Origin of the sequence: Clostridium sp. CM027 (assembly GCF_024730565.1) — a bacterium.
Classification (GTDB): Bacteria; Bacillota; Clostridia; order Clostridiales; family Clostridiaceae; genus Clostridium_AD; species Clostridium_AD estertheticum_B.
In genome coordinates this window covers 541994-567610 of sequence record NZ_CP077725.1, presented here as the reverse complement: position 1 = coordinate 567610, position 25617 = coordinate 541994, and the positions used below count along the sequence as shown (strand labels likewise).

The following is a 25617-nucleotide window of genomic DNA, read 5'->3' as shown; positions in this document are numbered from 1 at the left end:
CCTTCTCTACACACAAATATTATGTTTCTATTCCCCTAGTATAACGGGAATTTGCTACATAATTGTACTACTTTTTCTCTAATTGGTTCTAAGTTTCCTTCTCTATTTTCTAGAGTTTCATTTATAAGTTCAGCTATTTTTTTCATTTCTTCTTCTTTAAATCCTCTTGTAGTTACAGCAGGCGTACCAATTCTTATGCCGCTTGTAACAAATGGACTTAAAGTTTCATTTGGTACAGTATTTTTATTTACAGTAATACCTACAATATCTAATAACTTTTCAGCTGCTTTTCCAGTAATATCTTTGTTTGTTAATTCAATAAGTAAAAGATGGTTATCTGTACCTCCAGATACTAATTTAAATCCATATTTTAAAAGTTCTTCTCCCAATACCTTTGCATTTTTAACTACTTGGTCAATGTAAACTTTGAATTCTGGTTTAAGAGCTTCTCCAAAGCAAACAGCTTTAGCTGCAATAGTATGCATTAATGGTCCACCTTGCATTCCTGGGAAAATAGACTTGTCTACTTGTTTTTCATATTTTTCTTTACATAAAATTGCTCCACCTCTAGGTCCTCTTAGTGTTTTATGTGTTGTAGTAGTAACAAAATCAGCATATGGCACTGGAGACTCATGTGCTCCTGTTGCAACAAGTCCTGCTATATGAGCCATATCAACAAACATATATGCGTTTACTTCATCGCAAATTTCTCTAAATGCTGCAAAATCTATAGCTCTTGGGTAAGCAGACGCCCCAATAACTATCATTTTAGGGTTATGCTCTTTAGCTAAAGCTCTCACTTTTTCATAATCTATAGTTTCTGTTTCTAAATTAACACCGTAAGGAACGAAGTTATATAAAATCCCTGAAAAATTTACTAAACTACCATGAGTTAAGTGTCCACCATGACTCAAATTCATACCTAATACTGTATCTCCTGGCTTAAGCACTGAAAAATATACAGCCATGTTAGCTTGAGAACCTGAATGAGGTTGCACGTTAGCATGTTCTGCTCCAAAAAGTTCCTTCATTCTATCACGAGCTAAATTTTCTATTTTATCAACTACTTCACAACCACCATAATATCTTTTAGCAGGATATCCCTCTGCATATTTATTAGTTAATATAGAACCATTTGCTTCAAGTACAGCTCTGCTAACAACATTTTCAGAAGCTATTAGTTCAATATGATCCTCTTGCCTCGCATTTTCCTCTTTAATAATATCGTAAACCTTCAAATCATTGTTTTTTAAATATTCCGTCATGTCATATCCTTCCTCTCATCTTTTAGATTAAACAATTCACTAAACCGGTTTCATTAATAATTTAAAATAAATAAGAATAATACTCTAAAATTATATAAATATGTATTATACTTATATTATAAAAGTTAATGGCATATTTATCAACAAGAATATGAAAATCTTCTAATTTTTTTAATAACTATAATTATTATAGGATTTTCACACTTCTAATTCCATGGTCATATTATACACGTTTATGTATACGTATCAATTTCCCTACTACAACTGCTAATAAATAATAATAATTTTTCAACTAATAATTATTTAATAGATTTATGGTATATAATAGTGTAGAAATTTTATTATATGCAATACAAAATTAAATATTTAAGCCTTATAATAGTCTACAAAAACTAATTTTATATTGAAAGGAGATAACATGCATATTGATGATATCATTCATGTAGCTACTGAAGCTGGTAAAATCATATTAGAAAATGGTGGAGAAACCTACAGGGTCGAGCAAACAATCACTATGATATGTAAATCCTATGGCATACCAATCACTGAAAGTTTTGTTACCCCTACTGGTATTATGGTTTCCATAACCAATAGTGAAAATAAAACTATATCATTAATTAGAAGAATAAATGTTAGAACAGTTAACCTTGGTAAGGTTGCCATGATTAACAATCTATCTAGAGAATTAGTTTCTAATCCATTATCTATGAGTGATATAAGAAAAAAAATTGATTATATAAATAATTTACCACCTTATTCTCCGAAGACCACCACATTTTTTTCTGCTATCTGCGCAGGATTTTTTACTTTACTTTTTGGTGGAAATTATAAGGACTTTTTTGTAGCCCTTATAATTGGGGCACTTATAAATTGTTTAAGTTTATTTTTAGAAAAATTAGATGTAAATAGCTTTCTAAAATACATGCTTGGTGGTTCTTTGGCTGCATTCATAGCCCTCTTAGCCAAGTCTTTATGTCTAGTAGGTAATATGGATACTATAATAATAGGATCTATAATGATACTAGCACCTGGCATTGCCATAACAAATGCAATAAGGGATACTATTGCTGGTGATTTAGTTTCTGGTATCTCTAGGACAATAGAAGCTTTATTTATAGCCATTGCTATAGCTGCAGGCACAAGTATAGTTTTCAAAACATGGTTCTTATTATTTGGAGGTACTCTTATATGATTGTTAATTCTTTTTATGCTTTTTTAAGTTCTCTTAGTTTTGGAATACTATTTAATATTAGAGGTAAAAACTTAGTAATCGCCGCCCTTGGTGGAGGCATAAGCTGGTTCACCTATCTTCTTGCCTCAAGACTACAAGCTTCCATAGTTTTCTCATTATTCTTTGCCTCCATGGTTGGAAGTATTTACTCAGAAATAATGGCAAGAATATATAAAAATCCTGTGACTATATTTGTAATCTGCGCAATTATACCACTTGTACCCGGTGGTGGAATGTATTATTCTACTCTTGAGGCCGTAAAGGGTAATTTTAATGCTGCTCTATCCAAAGGTGCTGAAACTTTATTTAGCGCAATTTCAATTGCAATTGGAATTGTATTCGTATCCTCCATAAGTTCAATTTTCAAAAAAATAAAGAAGTAAAATTTAGTATCAAATTTTACTTCTTTATTTTTTACTTTAAAAACATAAGGAAAGTTGAAACTAACTCTTCGATTTTTTTTTCCTCTATTGCATCCTCTTCATGTATAAGACAGTTTTTTGTATATCTCTCTAAAACAAGAGCACCAACTTTATTCATAGCAGCTCTAGCTGCAGCAACTTGCACCAATATGTTTTTGCAGCAAGCTTCGCTGGAAACCATCTTTTCAATACCTTTAACCTGACCTTCAATTTTTCTTAGTCTCACTTGGATATCTTTTACTAATTCATCATTCATTGTTTTTTCTTTTTCATTTATCATTTTACCACTCCCCTATACAATATAGTGGACAATTGACAGTTAGTCACAAACAAATAAAAAATAAGCCAGTATCCTATTTCTCCGTGGCTTTTTTGATACCAAGTTCTTTAAGCTGTTTATCATCAACCATATTTGGAGCTTCACTCATTGGACAGTAGGCATTTTGATTCTTAGGAAATGCTATTACATCTTTAATGTTTTCAGTTCCTGCTAAGAACATTATCATTCTATCTAGTCCAAAAGCAAGGCCGCCGTGTGGTGGTGGACCGTATTTGAATGATTCTAGTAAGAATCCGAATCTTTCCCATGCTTTTTCCTGCGTAAATCCCAAAACTTTAAGCATAGTTTCTTGCAGTTTAGAATTATGTATTCTAATACTTCCTCCACCTAATTCTTCTCCGTTTAAGACTATATCATAAGCTTTAGCACGAACTCTGCCTGGCTCACTTTCTAGATACTGTAAATCTTCATCCATTGGCATCGTGAAGGGATGGTGTGCAGCAACATATCTATTTTCTTCTTCGCTATAATCAAATAATGGGAACTCTGTAACCCATACAAAGTTAAATTCTTTATTATCTTTTAAAATTTCAAGATCTTTAGCTACCTGTAATCTTAATGCCCCTAAAGACTGCAATGCAACGCTATCTTTGTCTGCAACAATAAGTACTAAATCTCCAGTTTTGGCGTCTACCTTATTTATAACAGATTGCATTTCTTCATCACTTAAAAATTTAGATATTGGCGATTTAATTCCATCTTCTTTATATGCAATCCAAGCAAGTCCTTTTGCTCTATAAGTCTTAACAAATTCACCTAATTTGTCTAACTTCTTTCTTCCCATATCTGCAGCATTACTAACCTTTATAGCTCGTACGCTGCCGCCATTATCTATGGCACCTTTAAATACTACGAATTCACATTCTTTTACCTCTTGGGTAATATCTTTTATTTCCATTCCAAATCTTAAATCTGGTTTATCTGATCCATATTTATCCATAGCTTCTTTATATGTAATTCTTTTTATAGGAAGTTTAACATCCTCATTTACAACTTCTTTAAATACTTTTTTAATTAAAGCCTCATTAACAGCTATAACATCTTCTTCTTCAACAAATGACATTTCTATATCTATTTGTGTAAACTCTGGTTGTCTATTTGATCTTAAATCTTCATCTCTAAAACATCTTGCTATTTGGAAGTACTTATCATATCCAGACACCATTAATAATTGTTTAAACAATTGTGGTGATTGTGGAAGTGCATAGAACATTCCTTTATAATTTCTGCTTGGGACTAAATAGTCGCGAGCACCCTCTGGAGTACTTTTTGTGAGCATAGGTGTTTCTATTTCTAAAAAACCATTCTCATCTAAAAAATCGCGAACAACCTTAGTTGTTTTATGGCGTATCATAAATATTTTTTGCATATCTGGTCTTCTTAAATCAAGATATCTGTATTTTAGACGTACGTTTTCTGAGGCATCTAAACCTTCTTTTATATATATAGGCGGAGTTTCTGATTCAGATAATATCTTTATGTTTTCACCTTTAACCTCTACAAGTCCTGTAGGCATATTTTCATTTGGAGACTGTCTTCTAATAAGTTCCCCAGTTACAGCAATACAGTATTCTGGTTTCACTAAATCTGCCTTTTGAAAAGCCTCTTTATTTATTTCTTCTCCAAATACTAATTGTAATAAACCTGTTCTATCTCTTAAGTCTATAAAAACAAGTCCTCCTAGATTTCTTTTTCTTTGAACCCAACCCATTACTGTTATTTTATTTGATATATGCGATTCCCTAAGATCACCACACATATTGGTTCTCTTTAAACCATCTAATGCTTCTGCCATTTTACTTCCTTCCTCTCTAAATACTATTTTTATTACTTATTTGTCAACTCTCAATTATCAATTATATAAAGTATTGAGCAGTTCAATTTTTTTATCAATCATCTCATCTACTCTTTTTACGTACTCTCTAACATCTTTGATATTGGCAAACCTTTCATGTCTGTTTTCCTCTAAAAAAACAACTTTACAAACTGCATCTGCACCAAGTGCAATAACTGTCTGTTTCTCCTCAATCATTTGAATATTGTATATTCCTTCTTTTCCAGGCGTTGTATATCCAATATTTTCCATATTGCCCACCATATTTTTCTGCCTATACATATAATACGGTTTCATATGAAGTTTTTTAGATAATTCAACAGTGTGCTCATACATTTGGTTTAATTCTTCTTGAGCTGGAACTTGAAACCTATAATTATTAAGCATATTTTCATGGAGTTTTGAAGCTCTTTTTATGGACATTCCATGAATTGTAATACTATCAGGTTTCATTTGGGATATTTTATCGCAAGTTCTTATTATATGTGAAATCTTCTCTCCCGGTAGCCCTACTATTAAATCCATATTTATATTATCAAAGCCTAGTTCCCTTGCCATAGCAAATTTTTCGTTAACACTATTTACAGAATGAGTTCTCCCAATCAATTCCAAAGTATCGTCGTTCATAGTTTGAGGATTTATGCTTATCCTATGTACTCCATACTTTTTCATTGTAGTTAACTTTTCAAAGGTAATACTATCTGGTCTTCCGCATTCTACTGTAAATTCACTCACATTATCATTTTGAATAAAAGCTTCATAAATACACTTCATTATAAATTCAAATTGCTCATCATTTACGGAAGTTGGAGTACCACCTCCAAAATATACACATTCAATGTTAAGCTTCTTACCTTTAACGTAATCACTTATCTCTTTAATTTCATGCGACAATGCCTCAAGGTAAGGTTCTACTATGTTTTTGCAACTGCTTATAGGATTAGATGCAAATGAACAGTATAAACAACGTGTAGGGCAAAAAGGCATACCAATATAAACACTTATATTGTCTTTCTCTTTGTTTACAATATTTTTTTCAAACTTTGCAACATCAATACAAAGTCGCGCCTTATCTTCCCTTGTAATATGTTTTTCTTTAAATTCAGCTATGATATCCTTCTCAGAAATATCCTTTTGGAGTAGCTCAAGAGCTCTTTTAGAAGGTCTAATTCCTATTAAAGTTCCCCACGGTAGCTCACGAGTTGTATCCTTTGAAAAATATAAGAAAACAGCTTTTTTAACCTCTTCTTTAAGTTTGTATAATTTATTAATTGTGTACTCAAAACTTTCAAAACCCTTTTGTATAACTACCATATCTTCTTTTACTTCAATATTAAAATCATAATTTTCTTCAACAAATTTAATATCTGGAAATAAAAAAAATAAATTTATGATTTGATATACATCATAATTAAATTCTGCGTTATTTAATTTTACCTTAATCATCCTAACTCCTTAATGAAACATAGCTTATAAAATTCCTTGTGCTATTATCCCTTATATTAATTCTGTAAAAATGGATTGTTTAATTTTTCATTATTTATCGTGCTACATGGTCCGTGACCAGGATACACTATAGTGTTCTCTGGCAGACATAAAAGCTTTGATTTAATACTAGTAATTATAGTATTAAAATCTCCTCCTGCAAAATCTGTTCTTCCGATTGAACCTGCAAAAAGAGTATCTCCGGTGAAAGCACAGTTTTTTATTAAAAAGCTCATACCACCAGGTGTATGTCCAGGTGTATCTATACATGTAATTTCCAAATTAGAAATTCTTATTATATCCCCATTATTTAGTAACTTATCTGCTCCACCTTCAATAAGCGGCCCAAACAAATTTACGCCTTTAGTTATTAAATCATCGTCTTTTTTACTCATACACACTACTGCATTTGTGATGGTTTTAAGCTGCGCGACTCCTGATGTATGATCTAGATGTCCATGTGTCAATAGTATATACTTAACTTTTGCACCTATAGTATCTATGGCCTTAACAATATCATCCACATCTCCACCTGGGTCTAACACTATCGCTTCATTGGTGTTTTTATCCATTACAATATAACAATTTGATCCATATATTCCTGTAACAACTTTTCTAATTTCCATTTTAATCCTCCTAGAAGTCTTTTTTACTCTCTAAAAGTAAGGTTACTGGTCCATCATTCTGTATATAAACCTGCATATCTTCTCCAAAATCTCCAGTTTTAACTTTACCTAACACTTCACTACACTGCTTAACAAATTCTAAATATAATATTTCAGCTTGCTCTCCACCAAGAGCTCTCATAAAATTTGGTCTTCTACCTTTTCTGCAATCTCCATATAACGTAAATTGAGAAACTACAAGAAGTTCCCCCCCTACGTCTATTAATGACTTACTCATTTTCCCATCTTCTTCAAAAATCCTCAGGTTTAATATCTTATCCTTTAGGAATTTTATATCATCCTCCGTGTCGCCTTCGCAGATTCCAAGTAAAACATTTAATCCAAAACCTATTTCACTAACTAATTTACCACTAACTTCAACTTTTGATGATTTAACTCTTTGCACTACTGCTCTCATAAATATTCCTCTCCTAAATTAAGCAAAACAATTCTCTTAATTTTTTATTCTATAAACTTCCATTACACCCGTTAACTTAGTGATTTTCTTTTGTAGTTCTTTCAAATTCTCAATATCAGCAACTCGTAGCTTTATATTTATTAAAGCCACATTATTTTTTAAAGTTTTTGCATTGATTGAGTATAATTGTGTTTTTGTAAGCGTTATTATCTCCATAATATGAGACAATAGTCCATACGTATCATCAGCTTTAATTTGAATCTCGGTAATATAGCCTTTTCCTTCGGGCGCTCCCCAGCTTACCTCAACCACTTTATTTATTTCACTATTTATTAAAGCTTCAACATTTTTGCAATCGCGTCTATGAACAGAAACTCCTCGTCCCTTAGTGATGTACCCTACTATTTCATCACCTGGAACTGGATTACAGCACTTAGCAAACCTCACAAGTAAATTGCCCTCACCCTTAACTATTAGACCTTGGTAATCCATTATTTTTTTATCATCTTTACATTCACTCTTGGTTATCTTTTGCTCAATGTCCTCAATGGTCATATTCTCTTGCTTGTTTTTATTTTCAAAACTCTCTCTCAACCTATTAATTACAGTTGGAGGCATAATATCTCCCACTCCAACATAAGCAAATAAATCGTCTACAGTTCTAAAATTATATTTCTTATATATTTTTTCTATTGCTTCGCCCTTAGCAATTTCTCCAAAATTATATCCTTGTCTCTTAGATTCCCTTTCTAATAATTCTTTACCTTTTTCAATACTCTCATCTCTTTTAGCCTTTTTAAACCAAGCTTTTATTTTACTCTTAGCTTGATTGCTCTTTGTAATATTCAGCCAATCAATACTAGGTCCCTTAGGCGTAGATGAAGTTACAATTTCAACTATTTCTCCAGTTTTCAAGTGGTATTCTAAAGGTACCATTCTTCCATTTACTTTCGCACCCATGCACTTATGCCCTATATCTGTATGAATTCTATAAGCAAAATCAATTGGCGTTGCGTCAAGTGGTAAATTAATAACCTCACCCTTTGGCGAAAATACAAAAACTTCATCTGAAAACAAATCAGTTTTAAACCCTTCCATAAACTCTTCTGCGTCAAAAGTTTCCCCTTGCCACTCAAGAATATCCTTAAGCCATGAAAATTTAGGGTCAGAATTTTGCTCTCCACTGCCCTCTATCCCCTCTTTATACTTCCAATGAGCTGCAATGCCATATTCTGCTGTTTTATGCATCTCGTATGTTCTAATTTGTATTTCAAAAGGTTTCCCGTGCGGTCCTATCACCGTTGAATGTAATGATTGATACATGTTGGGTTTTGGCATTGCAATATAGTCTTTAAACCTTCCAGGAATTGGTTTATACACAGTATGCACTATACCTAGAGCTGCATAACAATTTCCAATATCATTTACTAAAATTCTAACTGCCGTTAAATCAAAAACTTGATCTAAAGTCTTATTTTTAGTAACCATCTTTCTATAAATGCTGTAAAAATGTTTTGGTCTTCCATCCATTTCAGCTTCTATTCCAACAATATTTAAGTTGAACTTTAATTCCATCACTATGTTATCTATATTTTCTTCTCTCTCAGCTCTTTTTTCTGCAATTTTTCTTACTAAATTATAATATTCGTTCGGATTTAAATACCTGAGTGATAAGTCCTCGAGTTCCCATTTAATCTTAGACATTCCAAGTCTGTGAGCGAGAGGTGCATAAATATCCAAAGTTTCTTTTGCCTTTTGTTTTTGCTTTGCAACAGGCATATATTTAAGCGTTCGCATATTATGAAGTCTATCTGCAAGCTTAATAAGGATAACCCTAATATCCTTTGCCATGGCTAAGAGCATTTTGCGAACATTATCAGCTTGTTCCTCTTCCTTAGTCTTATATTTTATTAGTCCAAGCTTAGTTACACCCTCCACTAAATTTGCTACTTCTATGTTAAACTCCCTGCTTACATCATCAAAAGAATATACGGTGTCTTCAATTACATCATGAAGCAAACCTGCAACAATTGTGCTAGTATCAAGTCCCATCTCTGCTAAAATGCAGGCTACTTCTAATGGGTGCACAATATAAGGCTCACCCGACTCTCTCTTTTGCTCTTTATGTGCAGCGTAAGAAAAATTAAAGGCTTTAATAATAAGATCTTTGTCTACAGCATTACAATTAGTTTCAATCTTATGTAACAATTTTTCTAACATGCTTATACACTCCTAAAATCAAAGGCTGGTTAAATAACCAGCCAATACTTTTTACTAATATTATATAATATCTTGTAGGATTTTGCAATTTTAATTTAGTAATTCACTACACTAAATTTAAATAAGAACTAAATATCATATTTTACAAGAGACTTTATATCATAACCCTGCAATTTGTCTTTTCCATTAAGCTCTGTTAATTCAATTACAAAGTTTAAGGAAACAACTTCTCCACCCATTTGCTCTATAAGTTTTGTTACTGCTACAACTGTCCCACCCGTCGCAAGTAAATCGTCGACTATCGCTACTTTTTGTCCAGGCTTTATTGCATCTTTATGAATTTCAAGTTTATCCGTGCCATATTCAAGGGCATACTCAATTTCTATTGAGTCATAAGGTAACTTACCAGGTTTTCTAACTGGTACAAATCCTGCGCCAAGAGCATAAGCCACTGGTACACCGAATAAAAACCCTCTTGCTTCTGGTCCCACTATAACATCTATTTGCTTATCTTTTAAATATGCTACCATACCATCTATAGTGTACTTAAGTGCATTACCATCTTGTAGTAACGTAGTTATGTCTTTAAAACTGATACCTTTTTTCGGAAAATTTTCTATTATTCTTATACTATTTTTTAAATCCACAGTTATTCCCCCTAAAGTAAAATCAAGGTATATACTTCCACTTATATAAGTGGGAGACTTTCCTTCTAAATTGTCGTTAAAATACGAGACTATTTTTTAGTTCATTATCTAAGTACTTTGATATCTGTAGTGCTCTATTTTTATCTGTGGTAATAAATAACTCAACAACAATTTTAGCATTATCCATTCTTCCAACAGGATTAATTGTAGGCATTACCTTTAATGCCAATTTCAATACTGTATCTTCATTAATAATCTTAATATTATGAGTTTTTAGAAGTGCACAAATTCCATAATTATTGGTGCACTTTAATTGCTTTATACCTTCCTCTGCGATTATTTTATTTTCACTTTCAAGCTTTGTTTTACTATAACTAGTACCTATCATTACCAAATCCATATATTTATTTATGGACTTCATCTTGTAGTAAGACGAAATTGCTTGCGCTAGTTTAAATGTAAGCCCTGAAGCACATAATCCCTTGAATGGATAATTGCAACCCCTCTGTTGTGGATCCACAACAATAGTGTCAGGAACGTTTTTAATAGGTTCGTGAAAATCTGTGACTATAACATCAATTCCTATGTATTTACATGATTCTATTTCACTGATAGAATTGATTCCACAGCCTAATGTTATTATAAGTCCTGGTCCTAAATATTTTATATGATTATTAATATCTTTTTCATTTAAATCACGGTTTTCACTTAGTTCACTTGGTATAAAATACTCAACATCAGCATTTACAAACTTCAGTACTAGCATCAATAAAGAAATTGCCGTAATACTATCCACATCATAAAAACCATAAAGGACAATTTTTTCTCTCTCATTTATAGCTTTGACAACTCTATATAATGCAGCTTCCATTCCTTTTAATAAAAATGGATTATACATATTGTAATCTATATAGCTATTTTTATTCATTTGCATGTTTTTAAGATAATCCAGCATAAAAGCTCCCCAAAGTTAATAAAAAACACATTGGTATAATTTAAATTAGTTTTTTTAATAAATACAAAAGTATTATATTCCAATGATTCCCTACTCAATAATTGATTTTAAATTTTCTAATTTCCTTTTATAAAAATAAAAAGCAAAGAAGTAATTAATACATCATACTTCTCTGCTTTAATTTTTAACCATTTGAAACAATCCTTAGCTTAGTTATCTGTTACATATTAGTAATCTTAAGCAGCTTAGACTGTTGCTTTCTTACTTCTTTTTTTAAGCAACACCCAAACAGGACTTGCTATAAAAATTGAAGAATAACATCCAACTAATATACCGATTATTAATGGTAAACTAAGCTCTCTTATAGATGGTACAAATATATATACCGCAATTATAGTAAATAAAGTTGTAGCAACTGTATTTATTGATCTTGCCATGGTTTGTGTAATACTGGCATTAGTAATATCTTCTATAGACGCTTTCCTCATATTCTTTTGATTTTCTCTTATTCTATCAAATACAACAATAGTATCATTAATAGAGTAACCAACTATAGTCAGAATAGCCGCTATAAACGTTGCGTTTACCGGTATTTGGACTACTGCATACACTCCAACCATAATTAGAATATCATGTAGTAATGCAACTATGGCTGCAACTCCGAATTTAAATTCAAATCTTAATCCTATATACGCTAGCATACAAATCATAGCAATAATTAAGCCCCTCATAGCTTTTGTCTGTAATTCACTACCAACAGACGCGCCTATCGTATCTTGTGCAGTTAATTCACTAGCTTTAAACTCTTTCTTAATTTCTTTTAGCATGGTTGCTGTTTCATCAGCAGAAAGAGCATCACTTTTTATGGTTATTTCCAAATCCTTACCATCATCTAATGTTTTTGATAAGTATTCACCCTTTGCGTGCTTATCAATTATTTTATCTACATCGGCTTTTTTAAATTCCTGCTTCATATTTATAGTAAGTGCTGTACCACCTTTAAAATCTATACCTAAGTTTAGCCCCTTTGTTACCATGAACCCCATTCCTATTACAATTATGAATAGAGACATAGCAAACCATAGTTTTGTTTTTTCAACTATTTTTAGCATATGCTTACCCCCTTTTCACGCCAAAATGAGATGTCTTACTTAGTAGTCCCATTTCGACAGCTAATTTTAATAAGAATTTAGTGCTAGTAAGTGCTGTAAATACACTTATACCTATACCAATCATCAATGTAAGTGCAAACCCTTTAACTGTGCCTGTTCCAACTGTATATAGAACTAAGGCGGCAATTATAGTTGTGATGTTTGAATCTAATATTGATGACAATGCTCTATGAAAACCAGCATCTACAGAGGCTTTTATTGATTTTCCGGTTTTAAGTTCCTCTCTTATTCTTTCAAATATTAACACATTAGCATCTACTGCCATACCAACTGTAAGTAAGAATCCCGCTATCCCTGCAAGTGTCAAAGTGGCATTAATGGCTGAGAATGCTCCAAGAACTAAAACCACATATAAAATTAAAGATATACCTGAAATCATACCTGGTACTCTATAATATAAAAGCATAAATATTAATATAACTAATATTCCTATAGCTCCAGCCTTCATACTTAATGGCAATGCATTTTTACCTAAAGTAGCTCCAACTGTTTTAACGGAAACAGCTTTTAAAGTTACAGGCAATGCTCCTGATTTAATAATTTGAGATTTTGTTGTAGCTTCTTCTAATGTCTTGGTTCCTGAGATCATAGCCTTACCGTCTGTTATAACTGAGTCTACTGTAGGATCTGTTAGCACCTCATCATCCATATAAATAGTAATTGACTGTCCTAAAAACTTCTTTGTAGCTACTGCAAATTTATTCTTCCCTGATTCCTTAAGTTCAAGCCCTATAGTAGGTTTATTATCTTGACCTATGTATGCAGTAGCATCTTTTACATCTTTACCAGTAAGAATTGTCACTTTATCAGGACCAACAAATTTAAGCTCTCCTGATTTTGCAACAGTATCAAGAATTTCTTTAGAATCGAATTTTCCTGGTATATCAATTCTAATTCTATTATCACCTTCTTTGGCAACTAGTGTCTCACTAACTCCCATTTTGTTGACTCTCATAGATATAAGTTCAATTGTTGTGTCCAATGTTTTTGAATCAACCTTCCCACCTTGAACTTCTTCTAAGACAGAAATTCCACCCTGTAGATCTAACCCTTTATTTATTGTTTCAGTAAATGGTTTAAACCTATAATTTCCTATTTCAAGTCCATAGAAACCTGCAAATGCCAATACCCCCACAACTAAAACACTAGTCAGAAAAAGCATCATACTTTTTTTCTTTTTCATCTTTATCACCCCTTCGCTGCATATTCATAAGTGAATTATATTATAATTAACTAATTTAGTCAATATTTGTCAAAATAATTCTACTTATTCATAGTTTTTGATTTTAAAGCTATAGCACATTCTATCCTTTTCTTTTGCATCTTGCATCCAAGTTCATAAGGAATATGCATATCTCCGTTAAAGTTAAAGTTATTTGCTTGGCATCCCCCACTACAATAAAATTTGGCCCAGCACTGCATACATGTAGGTTTGTTGTAAATATGTGCTTCTTTAAACTCTTGCACAATTTTTTTATTAGTAATTCCATTATATATATCGCCCAGTATATAATCTTTATTACCAACAAATTGATGGCAAGGATATATTTCTCCTTTAGGGGTAACTGCTATATATTCATGACCCGCTCCGCATCCAGAAATTCTCTTATAGACGCATGGTCCACCTTTTAAATCTATATTAAAATGGTAAAATTTAAATTCATTTCCATCCTTATGTCTCTGAAGCATATCCGTATATAATTTATCATATTGCTCAAAAATGACTGGTAAATCTTCTTCTCTAATTGAAAGTTCATGTTCCTTTGGTAACACTACTGGTTCTATAGATATTTCTTTAAACCCTAAATTTGCCATATGTTTTACATCTTCAAAAAAGTCAGTATTTCCTCTGGTAAAGGTTCCCCTCGCATAATAAGCTTTTGACTTATCTCTCATATCAACCATTTTTTTGATGTTAGGAAGTACTCTATCATAGGAACCGCTTCCATCAACTCTTACTCTAACCTTATCATTAACAGATTTTCTACCATCTATGCTAAGTACTATATTGCCCATATTTTCATCCATATATTTCATGATTTCATCATTAAGTAATGTAGCATTAGTTGTCATTGTAAATCTTATACTTTTTTTATATTTTTTCTCTTGCACTTTAGCATATTCCACTACTTCTTTTATCATATCAAAAGCCATGAGTGGTTCTCCACCAAATAAATCTATCTCAATGTTTTTTCTCGTTCCAGATTTTTCCAGAACAAAATCTATTGCTTTCTTTCCAACTTCCGCTGACATTACTTCTCTAGCGCCATGATACTCACCCTCATCAGCAAAACAGTATTTACATCTTAAATTACAATCGTGTATTACATTAAGACATAAAGCTTTTATGTACGACTCCGCTTGTCCACTTTCTTTTGCAATTGATTCATATAAATCTTTTGTGTATAGCATTTCTTCCTGTATTAAACTTTGAATTTCACTATACGCTTCCTCAATATCTTCTACATTATATTTATCTTTTAAACTTTCTATTAACTCTTCTTTTTCCCCAAGGGAAACCTCATCTAAAAGATCATAAACTATTTCATCGACTACATGTAGCGCTCCAGAATTTACATCTATTACGTAGTATTCTCCATTTTGGATATATTTATGAATTAATGACAATTTTATTCCTCCTAACAAATTTAAAGCAGTAACCTTAAGTTACTGCCACATTAATATTATTCGTTTTCACAAGCTAAGTTTGCTACTGTGCAAGAAGTTTTACATGCTGATTGGCATGAATTAGCACATTCTTTGCATCCTGGTTTTTTCAAACTTTCTTTAATGCTTGATTTGTTTATAGTTCTTATATGTTTCATTATTATTCCTCCATATCGTAAAGTTTCTGCATAATTATATCATAATATCTTAGCTAAATAAAGTATTCTTATAGATTTATTCCAAGCATTCCTGAAAAAGCACCTGTGCCTAGAGCTAAAGCTGTTCTTACTACTTCCCTCATACCTATAGCAGTGCTTCCACCACCAACTACTTTAACTAGGTATAAAACTAACATGTAAGTAGCTGCCACCATGATACCCATTAGCCAACCTTTTTCTCCAGCTTTTTTTGCAGCAAATACAGATCCATAAAGCACACTGACTAATGTTATTACAATGTAAAAAACGGATGTTACCTTCATGCTAGCTGGTAAAAAGGTTGTTATTATAGAATAAATCACTAATATAATTAAGGTTAAAATTGCAGCCCTAAATACTCCTTCTGCAGCATAAGAATATTTTTTTTTGTTTTCCATGTATATCCCCCCTTACTATAGATTTCAATATTGTTTTCATTGAAATCTATAGTATTAATTATGATTAAAAAGGGGGGTTTATTACTAATTTTCTACTTTTTCTCTACTACTTCATCACTGTTTAAATTTATAACTGTGCCTATTCCACTTTTTGATAATTTAATTCTAGCTCTGTCTGGACCACTTTCCAATATAATGTAGTCATCTTGAATGTTGATTATTTTTCCCATTATACCGCCCTTAGTCATTACTTCATCATTTAATTTTAAATTATTTAAAAGTGTAGCATATTTTTTCTTTCTTTTGTTTTCTGGTATAAATACTACTAGATAAAATACCGCAAGCATTAACACTATAGATATTAAAGAACCGAATTGTCCCATTTATGTTCCCCTCCTTTCAATAAATTTTTTTTAAACTTATAATAAAATAATTTCCCATAAACTTAATCCCTAAAGAACCACAACATCCCTTAGTACATTTATAGGTTAATCATATTATAGTAAATAATTATATTTACTCATTCCACTGAGCAAGTTTCTCAGCCTTAAACTCTTCAAAACAATCATTATCAATGGCATCCCTAATGTCTTCCATAAGTTTATTATAAAAATATAGATTATGAAGCACGCAAAGCCTCATGGCGAGCATCTCTTTTGCCTTAAATAAGTGTCTTATATAGGCTCTTGTATAGTGCCTGCAAGCAGGACATTGACATCCTTCATCAATCGGAGCGCTATCCAGCTCAAATTTAGCATTCATTATATTTATTTTACCATCACTCGTAAAAACATTTCCGTGCCTACCATTTCTTGCTGGCAATACACAATCAAAAAAGTCTACTCCCCTAGATACTGCTTCTAAAATATTACTTGGATATCCCACTCCCATAAGATATATTGGTTTATCCTGTGGTAAGTGTGGAACAACTGCATCAATGATTCTGTACATCTCTTCATGAGTCTCCCCTACTGCAAGTCCTCCTATAGCATAACCATCTAGGTTCATTTTACTAATTGTTTTAGCATGTTCTGTTCTGATATCCTCACAAATACCACCTTGATTTATTCCAAACAACATCTGTTTGTTATTTATGGTGCCCTCAAGAGAATTTAATCTATCCATTTCAGTCTTACATCTAATTAGCCATCTTGTAGTTCTTGCTACTGAGTCTTCTACATATTCTCTAGTAGATGGGTTTGATATACATTCATCAAAAGCCATGGCAATAGTAGATCCTAAATTGCTTTGTATCTGCATACTTTCTTCTGGCCCCATGAATATTTTTTTCCCGTCAATATGTGAATTAAAGTAAACTCCTTCTTCTTTAATTTTCCTCATTTTAGATAGAGAAAACACCTGAAACCCACCGGAATCTGTAAGAATAGGTCTATCCCAATTCATAAATTTATGAAGTCCTCCCATTTGCTTTATAACCTTATCTGTTGGCCTTAAGTGCAAATGATAGGTATTAGATAATTCTACTTGGCAGTTGATTTCTTTTAAATCCATAGTGGAAACAGCGCCCTTAATAACTGCCTGAGTTCCCACATTCATAAATACAGGTGTTTGAATAGTTCCATGAGGTGTTGTAAACTCACCACGTCTTACTTTACCACTTTTCTTAAGTAATTTATACATATTTACCCTACTTTCTATACAATAATTAATATAAAAACATTGCATCTCCAAAACTAAAGAATCTATATCTTTCTTTTACTGCCATATCATATGCACCCATAATTAAATCTTGGCCCGCAAAAGCGCTAACTAACATTATTAACGTGGATTCTGGCAAATGAAAATTTGTTATTATTGCATCAACAATTTTGAATTTATATCCTGGATAAATAAATATATCTGTCCATCCGGATTTTTCCTCTACTCTGCCATTATCATCTGCTATACTTTCGAGTGTTCTATTAGATGTAGTACCTACTGCAATTACTCTGCCACCCGTCTCTTTTACTTCATTAATTATCGCTGCTGCTTCACTACTAAGCATATAGTACTCTGAATGCATTTCATGTTCTTCCACTGTTGCGGCTTTTACAGGTCTAAAAGTACCCAGACCTATATGAAGTGTTACAAATACAATTTTAACACCCTTAGCTTTAATTTGACTTAGCAACTCATCTGTAAAATGGAGTCCTGCAGTAGGGGCTGCTGCAGATCCTGCAGCTCTTGAAAATACAGTCTGATATCTTTCTTTATCTTCTAATCTTTCAGTTATGTATGGTGGTAGCGGCATCTCTCCGAGTTTATCTAAAACCTCTTCAAAAATTCCTTCGAATTCAAATTCCACTATTCTACTTCCACCCTCAGAAACACTCATGACTGTTGCCTTTAGTTCTCCATTTCCAAAAACAAACCTAGCTCCAATCTTTGCTTTTTTACCCGGTTTAACTAAGGTTTCCCAGTGATTAACATCTATTCTCTTTAGGAGCAGGAATTCCATTTTACCTCCTGTTTCCTCTTTCATTCCTAAAAGCCTTGCTGGTAAAACTCTGGTGTCATTTAGCACTAAGCAATCTCCTGGGTTTAAATACTCTATTATATTTTTAAACTGTTTGTGCTGTATTTCCTTATTTGTTTTATTGACTACCATAAGCCTTGACTCATCCCTTTTTTTAACTGGATGTTGAGCAATAAGCTCCTTTGGTAAGTCAAAATAAAAATCCTTTACTTTCAAAAAAACTACATCCTTTCTTTAGCAAAAATCATTCAAACTTCATCATTAAATACTGTGAATTGTTTTAGATTTTTATGCTTATTCTATTTTTTAAAAGGCCTATTCAAATGTTGATAAGCCTTATTAGAAGCCATCCTCCCCCTTGGGGTTCTTATTATGAATCCTTTTTGAATTAAATAAGGTTCATAGACATCTTCTAAAGTTCCTAATTCTTCTCCTATAAAATAAGATAAGGTCTCTATGCCTACTGGTCCCCCATTAAAATTATCTATAATAGCTTCAAGCATTTTATTATCAATTCTATCAAATCCTTCGTCGTCTATTTCAAGAAGTTCACAAGCAGACTTTGCTAAATTCAAATCAATAATTCCATTCCCCTTAACATCACAATAATCGCGAACCCTCTTAAGCAAACGATTAGCAATTCTCGGAGTGCCTCTTGAACGTCTTGCAACTTCAATTGCAGCATCTTCCGTAATATCTACTTTTAAAATAGATGCAGAACGAATTACTATCTCTTTTAACTCACCTTGCGTATAATATTCCATGGCGCTTAGCACACCAAATCTATCACGAAGAGGTGCTGTTAATAGTCCAATCCTGGTAGTTGCACCAATAAGTGTGAACTTAGGCAAATCTAGTCTTATAGATTTTGCTGAAGCTCCTTTTCCAATTACAATATCTAAAACATAATCCTCCATAGCAGGGTATAATATTTCTTCTACAGCTCTATTAAGTCTATGTATTTCATCAATAAAAATAACATCATAATCGCTCAAACTAGTTAAAATAGCTGCCAAATCCCCTGCTCTTTCAATCGCGGGCCCGGAGGTTACTTTTAAGTTACCCTTCATTTCCTTTGCAATAATGTTGGCAAGTGTTGTCTTACCAAGCCCAGGAGGACCATATAAAAGCACATGATCAAGAGCTTCTTCCCTATTTTGAGCTGCTTTAATGAATATATTTAATTTTTCTTTAATCTTTGGTTGACCAATATACTCTCTAAGTTTTTGGGGTCTTAGCGAATACTCTGCTTCCATATCTTCTTCAATGACCGATGAAGTAATAATTCTTTCCTCAATATCATCCATAGTGTACTCCCACCTTAGTTCATCAAATATTTCAAACAATCTTTAATCATATTTTCAAGTGATTGTTCTTTACTTATAGCTTTTAATGCTTTTTCTGCTTCCTTTTCAGAATATCCAAGGGAAATAAGCGCTCCTAAAACCTCTATAAGTTTTCTATCATCTTCTAAATTACTACCTGAAATTTGTGATAAAGTGTTAGCTGCTGACTGTTCAATATGAATTTTTTCTCTGAGCTCTAGAATTATTCTTTGAGCAATTTTCTTGCCTATTCCAGGTGCCCGTATTAAAGTTTTTTCATCTCCCGACACAATCGCATATTTTAAATTTGTAACACTGCAAATAGAAAGTAATGATAAGCCAGCTTTTGACCCAACTCCATTTATACTAATTACAAGGCTAAACATCTCTATCTCTTCTTTTGTTAGAAATCCGTATAGTCCAATAAAATCTTCTCTAACAATTTGTTTTATATATAATAATACATGCTCGTTAGTTTTGGGCATCTTTGCCATAGTACTTCCAGAGGTATATATTTTGTAACCCATGCCGTTATTATCTACTACAATATAGTCCTTATTAATGCCTACAAAAATTCCATTTATATATTCGTACATATATTTCCTCCTTGATGCTTTCTTCGTGAATATAAATTATTAATTGCTATCATCACATTTTTATAAAGGCTACATAACACTTTACCACCTAAACGGTATTAATTCAATAATTAAGATGCATGAAAATAAATAATAAGTCAAAAAACCTTAAGAAATACATTTTTCTTAAGGTTTTAGTACATATTTTTTTATTTCACATTAGGATGTTAAGACTTTAATAAACCCCTAGCATAATCAAAAGCCTTTTCGGGTGTTTTAAATTCTCCTTTTTCATATTCGGCGCTTTCTTCCGCATCCTTACTACCATCACTGTCTTTACTATATTTTCTACCGCGAATTAGGTCATCCACCAAGCCATCTTTCTCTTTCAAATCACCTATCTTGACATATTGTAATTCCCCTTTGTCTCGAGCTTCAAAGTCATATTTCTGCTGTTTACCATTTGCTATATAAACATTTGAATTAAATAGTTTATGAGCTGTTATGTCTCCATTTTCATCTGTTTTATAAATTGTTACAAGGTCCTCATATACTCCCAAAAAATACCTGTTAGCATTGTAACTGTACCTATTACTATTATTAACAAAAACTATTTCATCATTACTCATACTAAAAACTGTGTAACCTTGGTTTTTAAAAAATTCATTAAGTTCTAACTGTGTTTTTTTGTTTAGCACATCCGAACCATTAAATTGTTTTTCGAGCACCATATTTCTAACTTCATTGTCTTTATATCTAATCTTAAACATAAATTTTGTATCCTGAGATACCCTAACCAATTTAGTATTCACGGACGTTTGCATTAAATTATTTTTGTCATTATCATTAATACTTTTCGCAGTGAATTTTAAATATGGCAATTTGCCACAAGCTTCAAGCTTTAAATCATTTTTATTCATATAGTGATTAAGAGAATAGTTAGCACCAACGAAAGTTATTAAAATTATTGTAAATATTGAATATAAAATTTTTCTGTTTTTCATATTACCACTCCTTATTTGAAATTATGTCCATATAAGGGGGTATTCATTCAATAAATTGAAAAATATAACTTAAATATCAATTTCCTATAATCATAAAGGTGAAATGTATGTATCAATGAGACAGATAGTATATAATAAATTTTACAGACCCTTAGTTTATGTAATTAAATCATCTCCTTCGGAGCTGCAATATTAATATATACCTTGAAAGGAGTTTATTATGACGATTTATAGATTATCAAATGATTTAGTATTCCCAGATCCATCTCTAAGCGACGCGGATGGACTTTTAGCCATTGAAGGCGACCTATCTCCCGAGAGATTACTACTTGCGTATTCTAATGGAATATTTCCATGGTTTTCAGAAGACGAGCCTATACTTTGGTGGTCACCTGATCCAAGATTTATTGTTTATCCAAAAGATATTAGAATTTCACATTCTATGAAAAAACTACTTAAAAAGAGTACATATAGGGTTTCCTTTGATACTTGTTTCAGAGATGTTATATGTAATTGTTCTAATACAAGAAAAGAAACAGGTACATGGATTACAAATGAAATGATTGAAGCTTACTGCAAGCTTCACGAACTCGGCTATGCCCATTGCGTGGAAACCTGGTACAAAGATAAGTTAGTTGGTGGATTATACGGCATAAGTATAGGAAAATGTTTTTTTGGTGAATCAATGTTTTCAACTATGGATAATGCCTCTAAGGTAGCCTTTACTACTCTAGGCAAATCATTGGAAGAAAAAGGATTTTCTATGATTGACTGTCAGGTTCATACAACTCATTTGGAAAGTTTAGGAGCAGTTTATATTCCAAGAGAAAAATTCTTGGAACTTATGAAAAAAGAAATTTCAATAAACCCTTTAAAATTGTGCTTTTAAGTTGCACAATTCCTTAATTATTCAAGCTCTAAAACTTCTTACAAACAGAAACACTGAAGCATGGAAACGCATTGACAAACTCCAAGTATTATAATATGATTAAATAAATATTGCTTAGGTACTTTTGTCACCGGATAAATGTACTGAAATCATAAGCGTTAGGAATTCATGCCGTTAGGTCTTAGGGTATGAATCGCCTAATGCTTTTTTTTGTTAGGAGGATTATAGTATGAAAACTAAAATTAATACAAGCATTAAACATAAAATAATTAATAAAAAGGGGATATGTAAAAGTATGAAAACAAAAACTAATACAAGCATTAATAAATTATTTTTTAAATATGTGTTGTTAAATGTAATCAGCATGATAGGGTTGTCTTTCTACATATTGGCAGATACGATATTTGTATCAAGAAATATGGGTAATAACGGTTTAACTGCATTGAATTTAGTATTGCCTATTTATAGTCTTGTGAATGGTATCGGTTTAATGCTCGGCATGGGAGGTGCCATAAGGTATTCCATCCTCTGCGGAGAGGGAAATTTCAAAAATGCAAGCAAGACCTTTACGCAAACCATCTATATGGCTCTTGCCTTTGGGTTCCTATTTACGGCAGTCGGAGCATTCTTCTCTGGTGATATTGCGAGACTGCTAGGTGCTGATGCAGAGGTAATGCCAATGGCAAGTTCATACCTAAGAACAATACTGCTATTTTCCTGTGCTTTTATGGTAAACACTGTGATTGTTTGTTTTGTACGGAATGATAACAATCCGAAGCTCTCGATGATTGCCATGCTTGCAGGAAGCTTTGGCAATGTCATTCTTGATTATATTTTTATATTTCACATGAATCTTGGTATGTTCGGCGCCGCATTTGCGACAGGTCTTGCCCCTATCATAAGTATTGGCATACTGTCTATCCATCTTATACAGAAGAAAAACCGTTTTAAATTAGTAAAAACATCCTTACAAAAGAAGTATGTAAAAAAAATATTTTCGCTCGGATTACCGTCTTTGTTCACCGAGGTATCTTCAGGACTCATTATACTTTTATTCAATATTGAAATTTTAAATCTCATCGGAAACATCGGCGTTGCAGCATATGGAATTATCGCTAACCTTGCTTTAATTGTTGTCGCTGTTTTTACTGGTATTGCACAGGGTATACAACCCATTTTGAGTATAAATTTCGGTACAGGAAATAAAGACAATATAAAGAAAGTATTCAGATACGCTGTGATACTTGCATTTTGTATTGGCTTCGCTTTCTATATTGCAGGGGCGGTTTACCCGAATGTTATTATCCAACTGTTTAACAAGGAGTATAATGCTGCGCTTGCTGATATGGCGACACAAGGTATAAGGCTGTATTTTATTTCCTTCTTCTTCATGGGTTTTAATATTCTAACGTCTTCATTTTTTGCTTCTATTAATCAACCTGCAAAAGCATTTACCGTTTCTCTTGCAAGAGGTTTTATTACTGTTATCCCTTTGATTTTCATTCTTCCGCATTTTCTGCAAATGACAGGAGTTTGGTTAACTATTCCGTGTGCAGAAGTGATTACCTTATTGTTGAGCTTATTCCTTATAAAGAATTATCTCAAAGATGATATTTCTATGCATCCGCCAATTTGACATACTATCACGCTCCATTCGATAGCTTTTATTTTATTACAAAAACAAAAGCTATCGAATATTATACAATATACACTATAGAGTCAGAATCTAAAAAAAGTGAACGGCACCCTGCACGTTGTGCAGGGTGCCGTTCATAATATAATAGTGCAGTCTTTTATTATGTTAGAAATCAACACTACTCTTAATAGTATGCTACCATCTTATCTTTGGTAAAGAATACTAAGTAAAATATTCAATTATTGCCTGCTTAAAATTATTATTTATAAGTTCTGAGATATAATTTTTAATATCCTCGCTGTCTGGTTTTTTATAGACATATTTGAATTTTCCATACGGCCCCCATTTCAATTGCCTTTTTGCTTCATTCAGATCAAGCTTAGTATTTTTAAATCGTTGAACTATCAACTCCTTTGCCGCTTTAGTAAATCTATGTTGAATAAGTTCAAAGCTTACTTCCCCAGTATAATCACCTAGTGCTATTTTTAGTGTTTCAAATAACTCCTTATATTCCTCACGCCAATTATCATATATCATGATAGGTGCAATTATGAATCCTATTGGATATCCAGCAGCAGCAATTTTTTTAACTGCGTCTATTCTCTCCTTAAAACTAGAAGTATTGTGTTCGAAATTATCTATTACATAACGCGAATTTAAAGTAAATCTGAATTTTGTGTGCTTGTTATGTTTTAGCTTTAAAAATGGATCAACATCATTAAATTTCGTTACAAGCCTCAATCTACCATTGGAACTTTCTCCAAAGAACTCTATGCATCTTTTTAAGTTCCCACTTAAGTGTTCAAGCGCAATGGGATCTGTTATACTTGCACATTCAAAGGTCGTAATATTCGGCTTGTTATCCTCTATATAAGTTTGTATATTCTCTAAAATTTCTTCAATATTCATAAAAATCTTCATGAAAGGTTTTTCACCTTGAGTAGTCTGAAGATAGCAATATTCACAATTTGCAGGGCATGAACTTGATAGTGAAAATTGATAATCAGCAGATGGTTTGCAACTCGATAATTTTTTTTGACCGTTTATCGTAAAAAGAACAACCTTTTTAGACATTGCATAATTTTTTTCAGGTGATCCACAATCTATTATTACTCTTTTAGAATTAACTATGGGTACCTTTAAGCTTTCTAAGTGCTCTATAACTTTTTTTGCTGCATCATATTTCAGAACTTTAGGATCTATATATGCAATGTCTGGTATAAATAACTCCATTATCCTCACCTCATAAGTATTATTTTATTAAACAAAGTTATTTATACATCTCAGCTCCTTTATAGTCTTCCTTATTTCTTATTTCTTACTTATTATCACTTAAAAGCACACAATAATTATTGCACCTACTGATTCCATAATAAAACCGCGGTTTTATATTTACCATAGTAACCAAAATATAGGGAGAACGGTATAATAAATATATACCGTTCTCCCTATGTTTCAGTGATTTTACAAACTTAATATTTTTTATCTAGTGTTGTATTTATTGATCACCTTATTTTTTAATTTTTTCCCAAGGGTTTCTCCTATAAATCTATCAATCATTTCTTCCTTAGTAGCTTTACCTTCTACAAATATGTTAAATTTCTTGCAAAGCTTGCCTAGGTCCCCTTTACTTATATCACAAGTCTTAATAAAGCTTTTTGCAGTTTTAACACTAGTCATAGCTATTATACGTTTATACATTTCATCATTAGTCATGGATGCACCTCAAATTTCTTATTTATCAAATACATTATATCATCTTAAATAACATCAATAAATCATTTCTAATTAAATTA

The 25617-nt window shown here is 32.2% G+C and carries 26 protein-coding genes; 4 read left to right on the top strand and 22 right to left on the bottom strand.

Features of this window, described 5'->3' with window-relative positions:
- Positions 1-35: 35 nt before the first annotated feature.
- The gene (glyA, locus tag KTC92_RS02785) at positions 36-1265 is read right to left on the bottom strand and encodes a serine hydroxymethyltransferase (protein WP_220286577.1); all 1230 of its coding nucleotides are present in this window, start codon (positions 1263-1265) and stop codon (positions 36-38) included.
- Between the two features lie 418 nt (positions 1266-1683).
- On the opposite strand from glyA, the gene KTC92_RS02780 reads away from it, so the two are divergent.
- The gene (locus KTC92_RS02780; RefSeq protein WP_216302796.1) at positions 1684-2457 is read left to right on the top strand and encodes a threonine/serine exporter family protein; all 774 of its coding nucleotides are present in this window, start codon (positions 1684-1686) and stop codon (positions 2455-2457) included.
- Positions 2454-2879, top strand: coding sequence for a threonine/serine exporter family protein (locus KTC92_RS02775; RefSeq protein ID WP_216302795.1), 426 nt, complete (start codon positions 2454-2456; stop codon positions 2877-2879). The genes KTC92_RS02780 and KTC92_RS02775 overlap by 4 nt, the downstream gene beginning before the upstream one ends.
- 31 nt (positions 2880-2910) lie before the next feature.
- On the opposite strand, the gene KTC92_RS02770 is transcribed toward KTC92_RS02775, so the two are convergent.
- The 19 genes from KTC92_RS02770 to KTC92_RS02680 all read right to left on the bottom strand — a co-directional run bounded on the left by KTC92_RS02770 (position 2911) and on the right by KTC92_RS02680 (position 21296).
- Positions 2911-3198 carry a metal-sensitive transcriptional regulator gene (locus KTC92_RS02770; protein WP_216302794.1) on the bottom strand — a complete coding sequence of 96 codons (288 nt, stop codon included), beginning with the start codon at positions 3196-3198 and terminating at the stop codon, positions 2911-2913.
- A gap of 73 nt (positions 3199-3271) precedes the next feature.
- Entirely contained in the window at positions 3272-5053 is a 1782-nt protein-coding gene (gene aspS, locus KTC92_RS02765) for an aspartate--tRNA ligase (RefSeq protein WP_216302793.1), read from the bottom strand.
- A gap of 57 nt (positions 5054-5110) precedes the next feature.
- Positions 5111-6538 carry a coproporphyrinogen III oxidase gene (locus KTC92_RS02760; protein WP_216302792.1) on the bottom strand — a complete coding sequence of 476 codons (1428 nt, stop codon included), beginning with the start codon at positions 6536-6538 and terminating at the stop codon, positions 5111-5113.
- 56 nt (positions 6539-6594) lie between these two features.
- Positions 6595-7203: an MBL fold metallo-hydrolase gene (locus KTC92_RS02755; RefSeq protein WP_220286578.1), complete on the bottom strand. Its 609-nt coding sequence runs from the start codon at positions 7201-7203 to the stop codon at positions 6595-6597.
- Positions 7204-7213: 10 nt separating this feature from the next.
- On the bottom strand, positions 7214-7660 hold the full coding sequence (gene dtd, locus KTC92_RS02750) for a D-aminoacyl-tRNA deacylase (RefSeq protein ID WP_165412766.1): 447 nt from the start codon (positions 7658-7660) through the stop codon (positions 7214-7216).
- Between the two features lie 36 nt (positions 7661-7696).
- Entirely contained in the window at positions 7697-9880 is a 2184-nt protein-coding gene (locus KTC92_RS02745; RefSeq protein ID WP_165412767.1) for a bifunctional (p)ppGpp synthetase/guanosine-3',5'-bis(diphosphate) 3'-pyrophosphohydrolase, read from the bottom strand.
- A 128-nt stretch (positions 9881-10008) separates the two neighbouring features.
- Positions 10009-10527: an adenine phosphoribosyltransferase gene (locus KTC92_RS02740; RefSeq protein ID WP_165412768.1), complete on the bottom strand. Its 519-nt coding sequence runs from the start codon at positions 10525-10527 to the stop codon at positions 10009-10011.
- Between the two features lie 76 nt (positions 10528-10603).
- Positions 10604-11482 (bottom strand): DHH family phosphoesterase, encoded by an 879-nt coding sequence (locus KTC92_RS02735; RefSeq protein WP_216302789.1) that lies wholly within the window; start codon positions 11480-11482, stop codon positions 10604-10606.
- Between the two features lie 245 nt (positions 11483-11727).
- A complete protein-coding gene (gene secF, locus KTC92_RS02730; RefSeq protein WP_220286579.1) occupies positions 11728-12594 on the bottom strand; it encodes a protein translocase subunit SecF in 867 nt (288 codons plus the stop codon).
- A 4-nt stretch (positions 12595-12598) separates the two neighbouring features.
- A complete protein-coding gene (gene secD, locus KTC92_RS02725) occupies positions 12599-13837 on the bottom strand; it encodes a protein translocase subunit SecD (RefSeq protein WP_216302787.1) in 1239 nt (412 codons plus the stop codon).
- Positions 13838-13917: 80 nt separating this feature from the next.
- Positions 13918-15282 (bottom strand): thioether cross-link-forming SCIFF peptide maturase, encoded by a 1365-nt coding sequence (gene scfB / locus KTC92_RS02720; protein ID WP_220286580.1) that lies wholly within the window; start codon positions 15280-15282, stop codon positions 13918-13920.
- A gap of 56 nt (positions 15283-15338) precedes the next feature.
- On the bottom strand, positions 15339-15479 hold the full coding sequence (gene scfA / locus KTC92_RS02715) for a six-cysteine ranthipeptide SCIFF (RefSeq protein ID WP_165412773.1): 141 nt from the start codon (positions 15477-15479) through the stop codon (positions 15339-15341).
- 68 nt (positions 15480-15547) lie between these two features.
- Positions 15548-15916 carry a TIGR04086 family membrane protein gene (locus KTC92_RS02710; RefSeq protein ID WP_165412774.1) on the bottom strand — a complete coding sequence of 123 codons (369 nt, stop codon included), beginning with the start codon at positions 15914-15916 and terminating at the stop codon, positions 15548-15550.
- A gap of 92 nt (positions 15917-16008) precedes the next feature.
- Positions 16009-16299 carry a preprotein translocase subunit YajC gene (gene yajC, locus KTC92_RS02705; protein ID WP_165412775.1) on the bottom strand — a complete coding sequence of 97 codons (291 nt, stop codon included), beginning with the start codon at positions 16297-16299 and terminating at the stop codon, positions 16009-16011.
- Positions 16300-16432: 133 nt separating this feature from the next.
- Entirely contained in the window at positions 16433-17557 is a 1125-nt protein-coding gene (tgt, locus tag KTC92_RS02700) for a tRNA guanosine(34) transglycosylase Tgt (protein ID WP_216302785.1), read from the bottom strand.
- A gap of 25 nt (positions 17558-17582) precedes the next feature.
- On the bottom strand, positions 17583-18608 hold the full coding sequence (queA, locus tag KTC92_RS02695; RefSeq protein ID WP_220286581.1) for a tRNA preQ1(34) S-adenosylmethionine ribosyltransferase-isomerase QueA: 1026 nt from the start codon (positions 18606-18608) through the stop codon (positions 17583-17585).
- 83 nt (positions 18609-18691) lie between these two features.
- Complete coding sequence (gene ruvB, locus KTC92_RS02690) at positions 18692-19690, bottom strand: Holliday junction branch migration DNA helicase RuvB (protein ID WP_216302839.1); 999 nt, start codon at positions 19688-19690, stop codon at positions 18692-18694.
- 23 nt (positions 19691-19713) lie between these two features.
- A complete protein-coding gene (gene ruvA / locus KTC92_RS02685; RefSeq protein WP_165412779.1) occupies positions 19714-20313 on the bottom strand; it encodes a Holliday junction branch migration protein RuvA in 600 nt (199 codons plus the stop codon).
- A 206-nt stretch (positions 20314-20519) separates the two neighbouring features.
- Positions 20520-21296 carry a hypothetical protein gene (locus KTC92_RS02680; RefSeq protein WP_216302783.1) on the bottom strand — a complete coding sequence of 259 codons (777 nt, stop codon included), beginning with the start codon at positions 21294-21296 and terminating at the stop codon, positions 20520-20522.
- A 220-nt stretch (positions 21297-21516) separates the two neighbouring features.
- Here KTC92_RS02680 and aat point away from each other — a divergent pair, with 220 nt between their 5' ends.
- Positions 21517-22185 (top strand): leucyl/phenylalanyl-tRNA--protein transferase, encoded by a 669-nt coding sequence (gene aat, locus KTC92_RS02675; protein ID WP_220286582.1) that lies wholly within the window; start codon positions 21517-21519, stop codon positions 22183-22185.
- A gap of 229 nt (positions 22186-22414) precedes the next feature.
- Positions 22415-23821, top strand: coding sequence for an MATE family efflux transporter (locus tag KTC92_RS02670; protein ID WP_253198152.1), 1407 nt, complete (start codon positions 22415-22417; stop codon positions 23819-23821).
- Between the two features lie 222 nt (positions 23822-24043).
- On the opposite strand, the gene splB is transcribed toward KTC92_RS02670, so the two are convergent.
- A complete protein-coding gene (splB, locus tag KTC92_RS02665; protein WP_220286583.1) occupies positions 24044-25054 on the bottom strand; it encodes a spore photoproduct lyase in 1011 nt (336 codons plus the stop codon).
- 249 nt (positions 25055-25303) lie between these two features.
- Entirely contained in the window at positions 25304-25537 is a 234-nt protein-coding gene (locus tag KTC92_RS02660; protein ID WP_165414612.1) for a hypothetical protein, read from the bottom strand.
- Positions 25538-25617 lie beyond the last annotated feature (80 nt).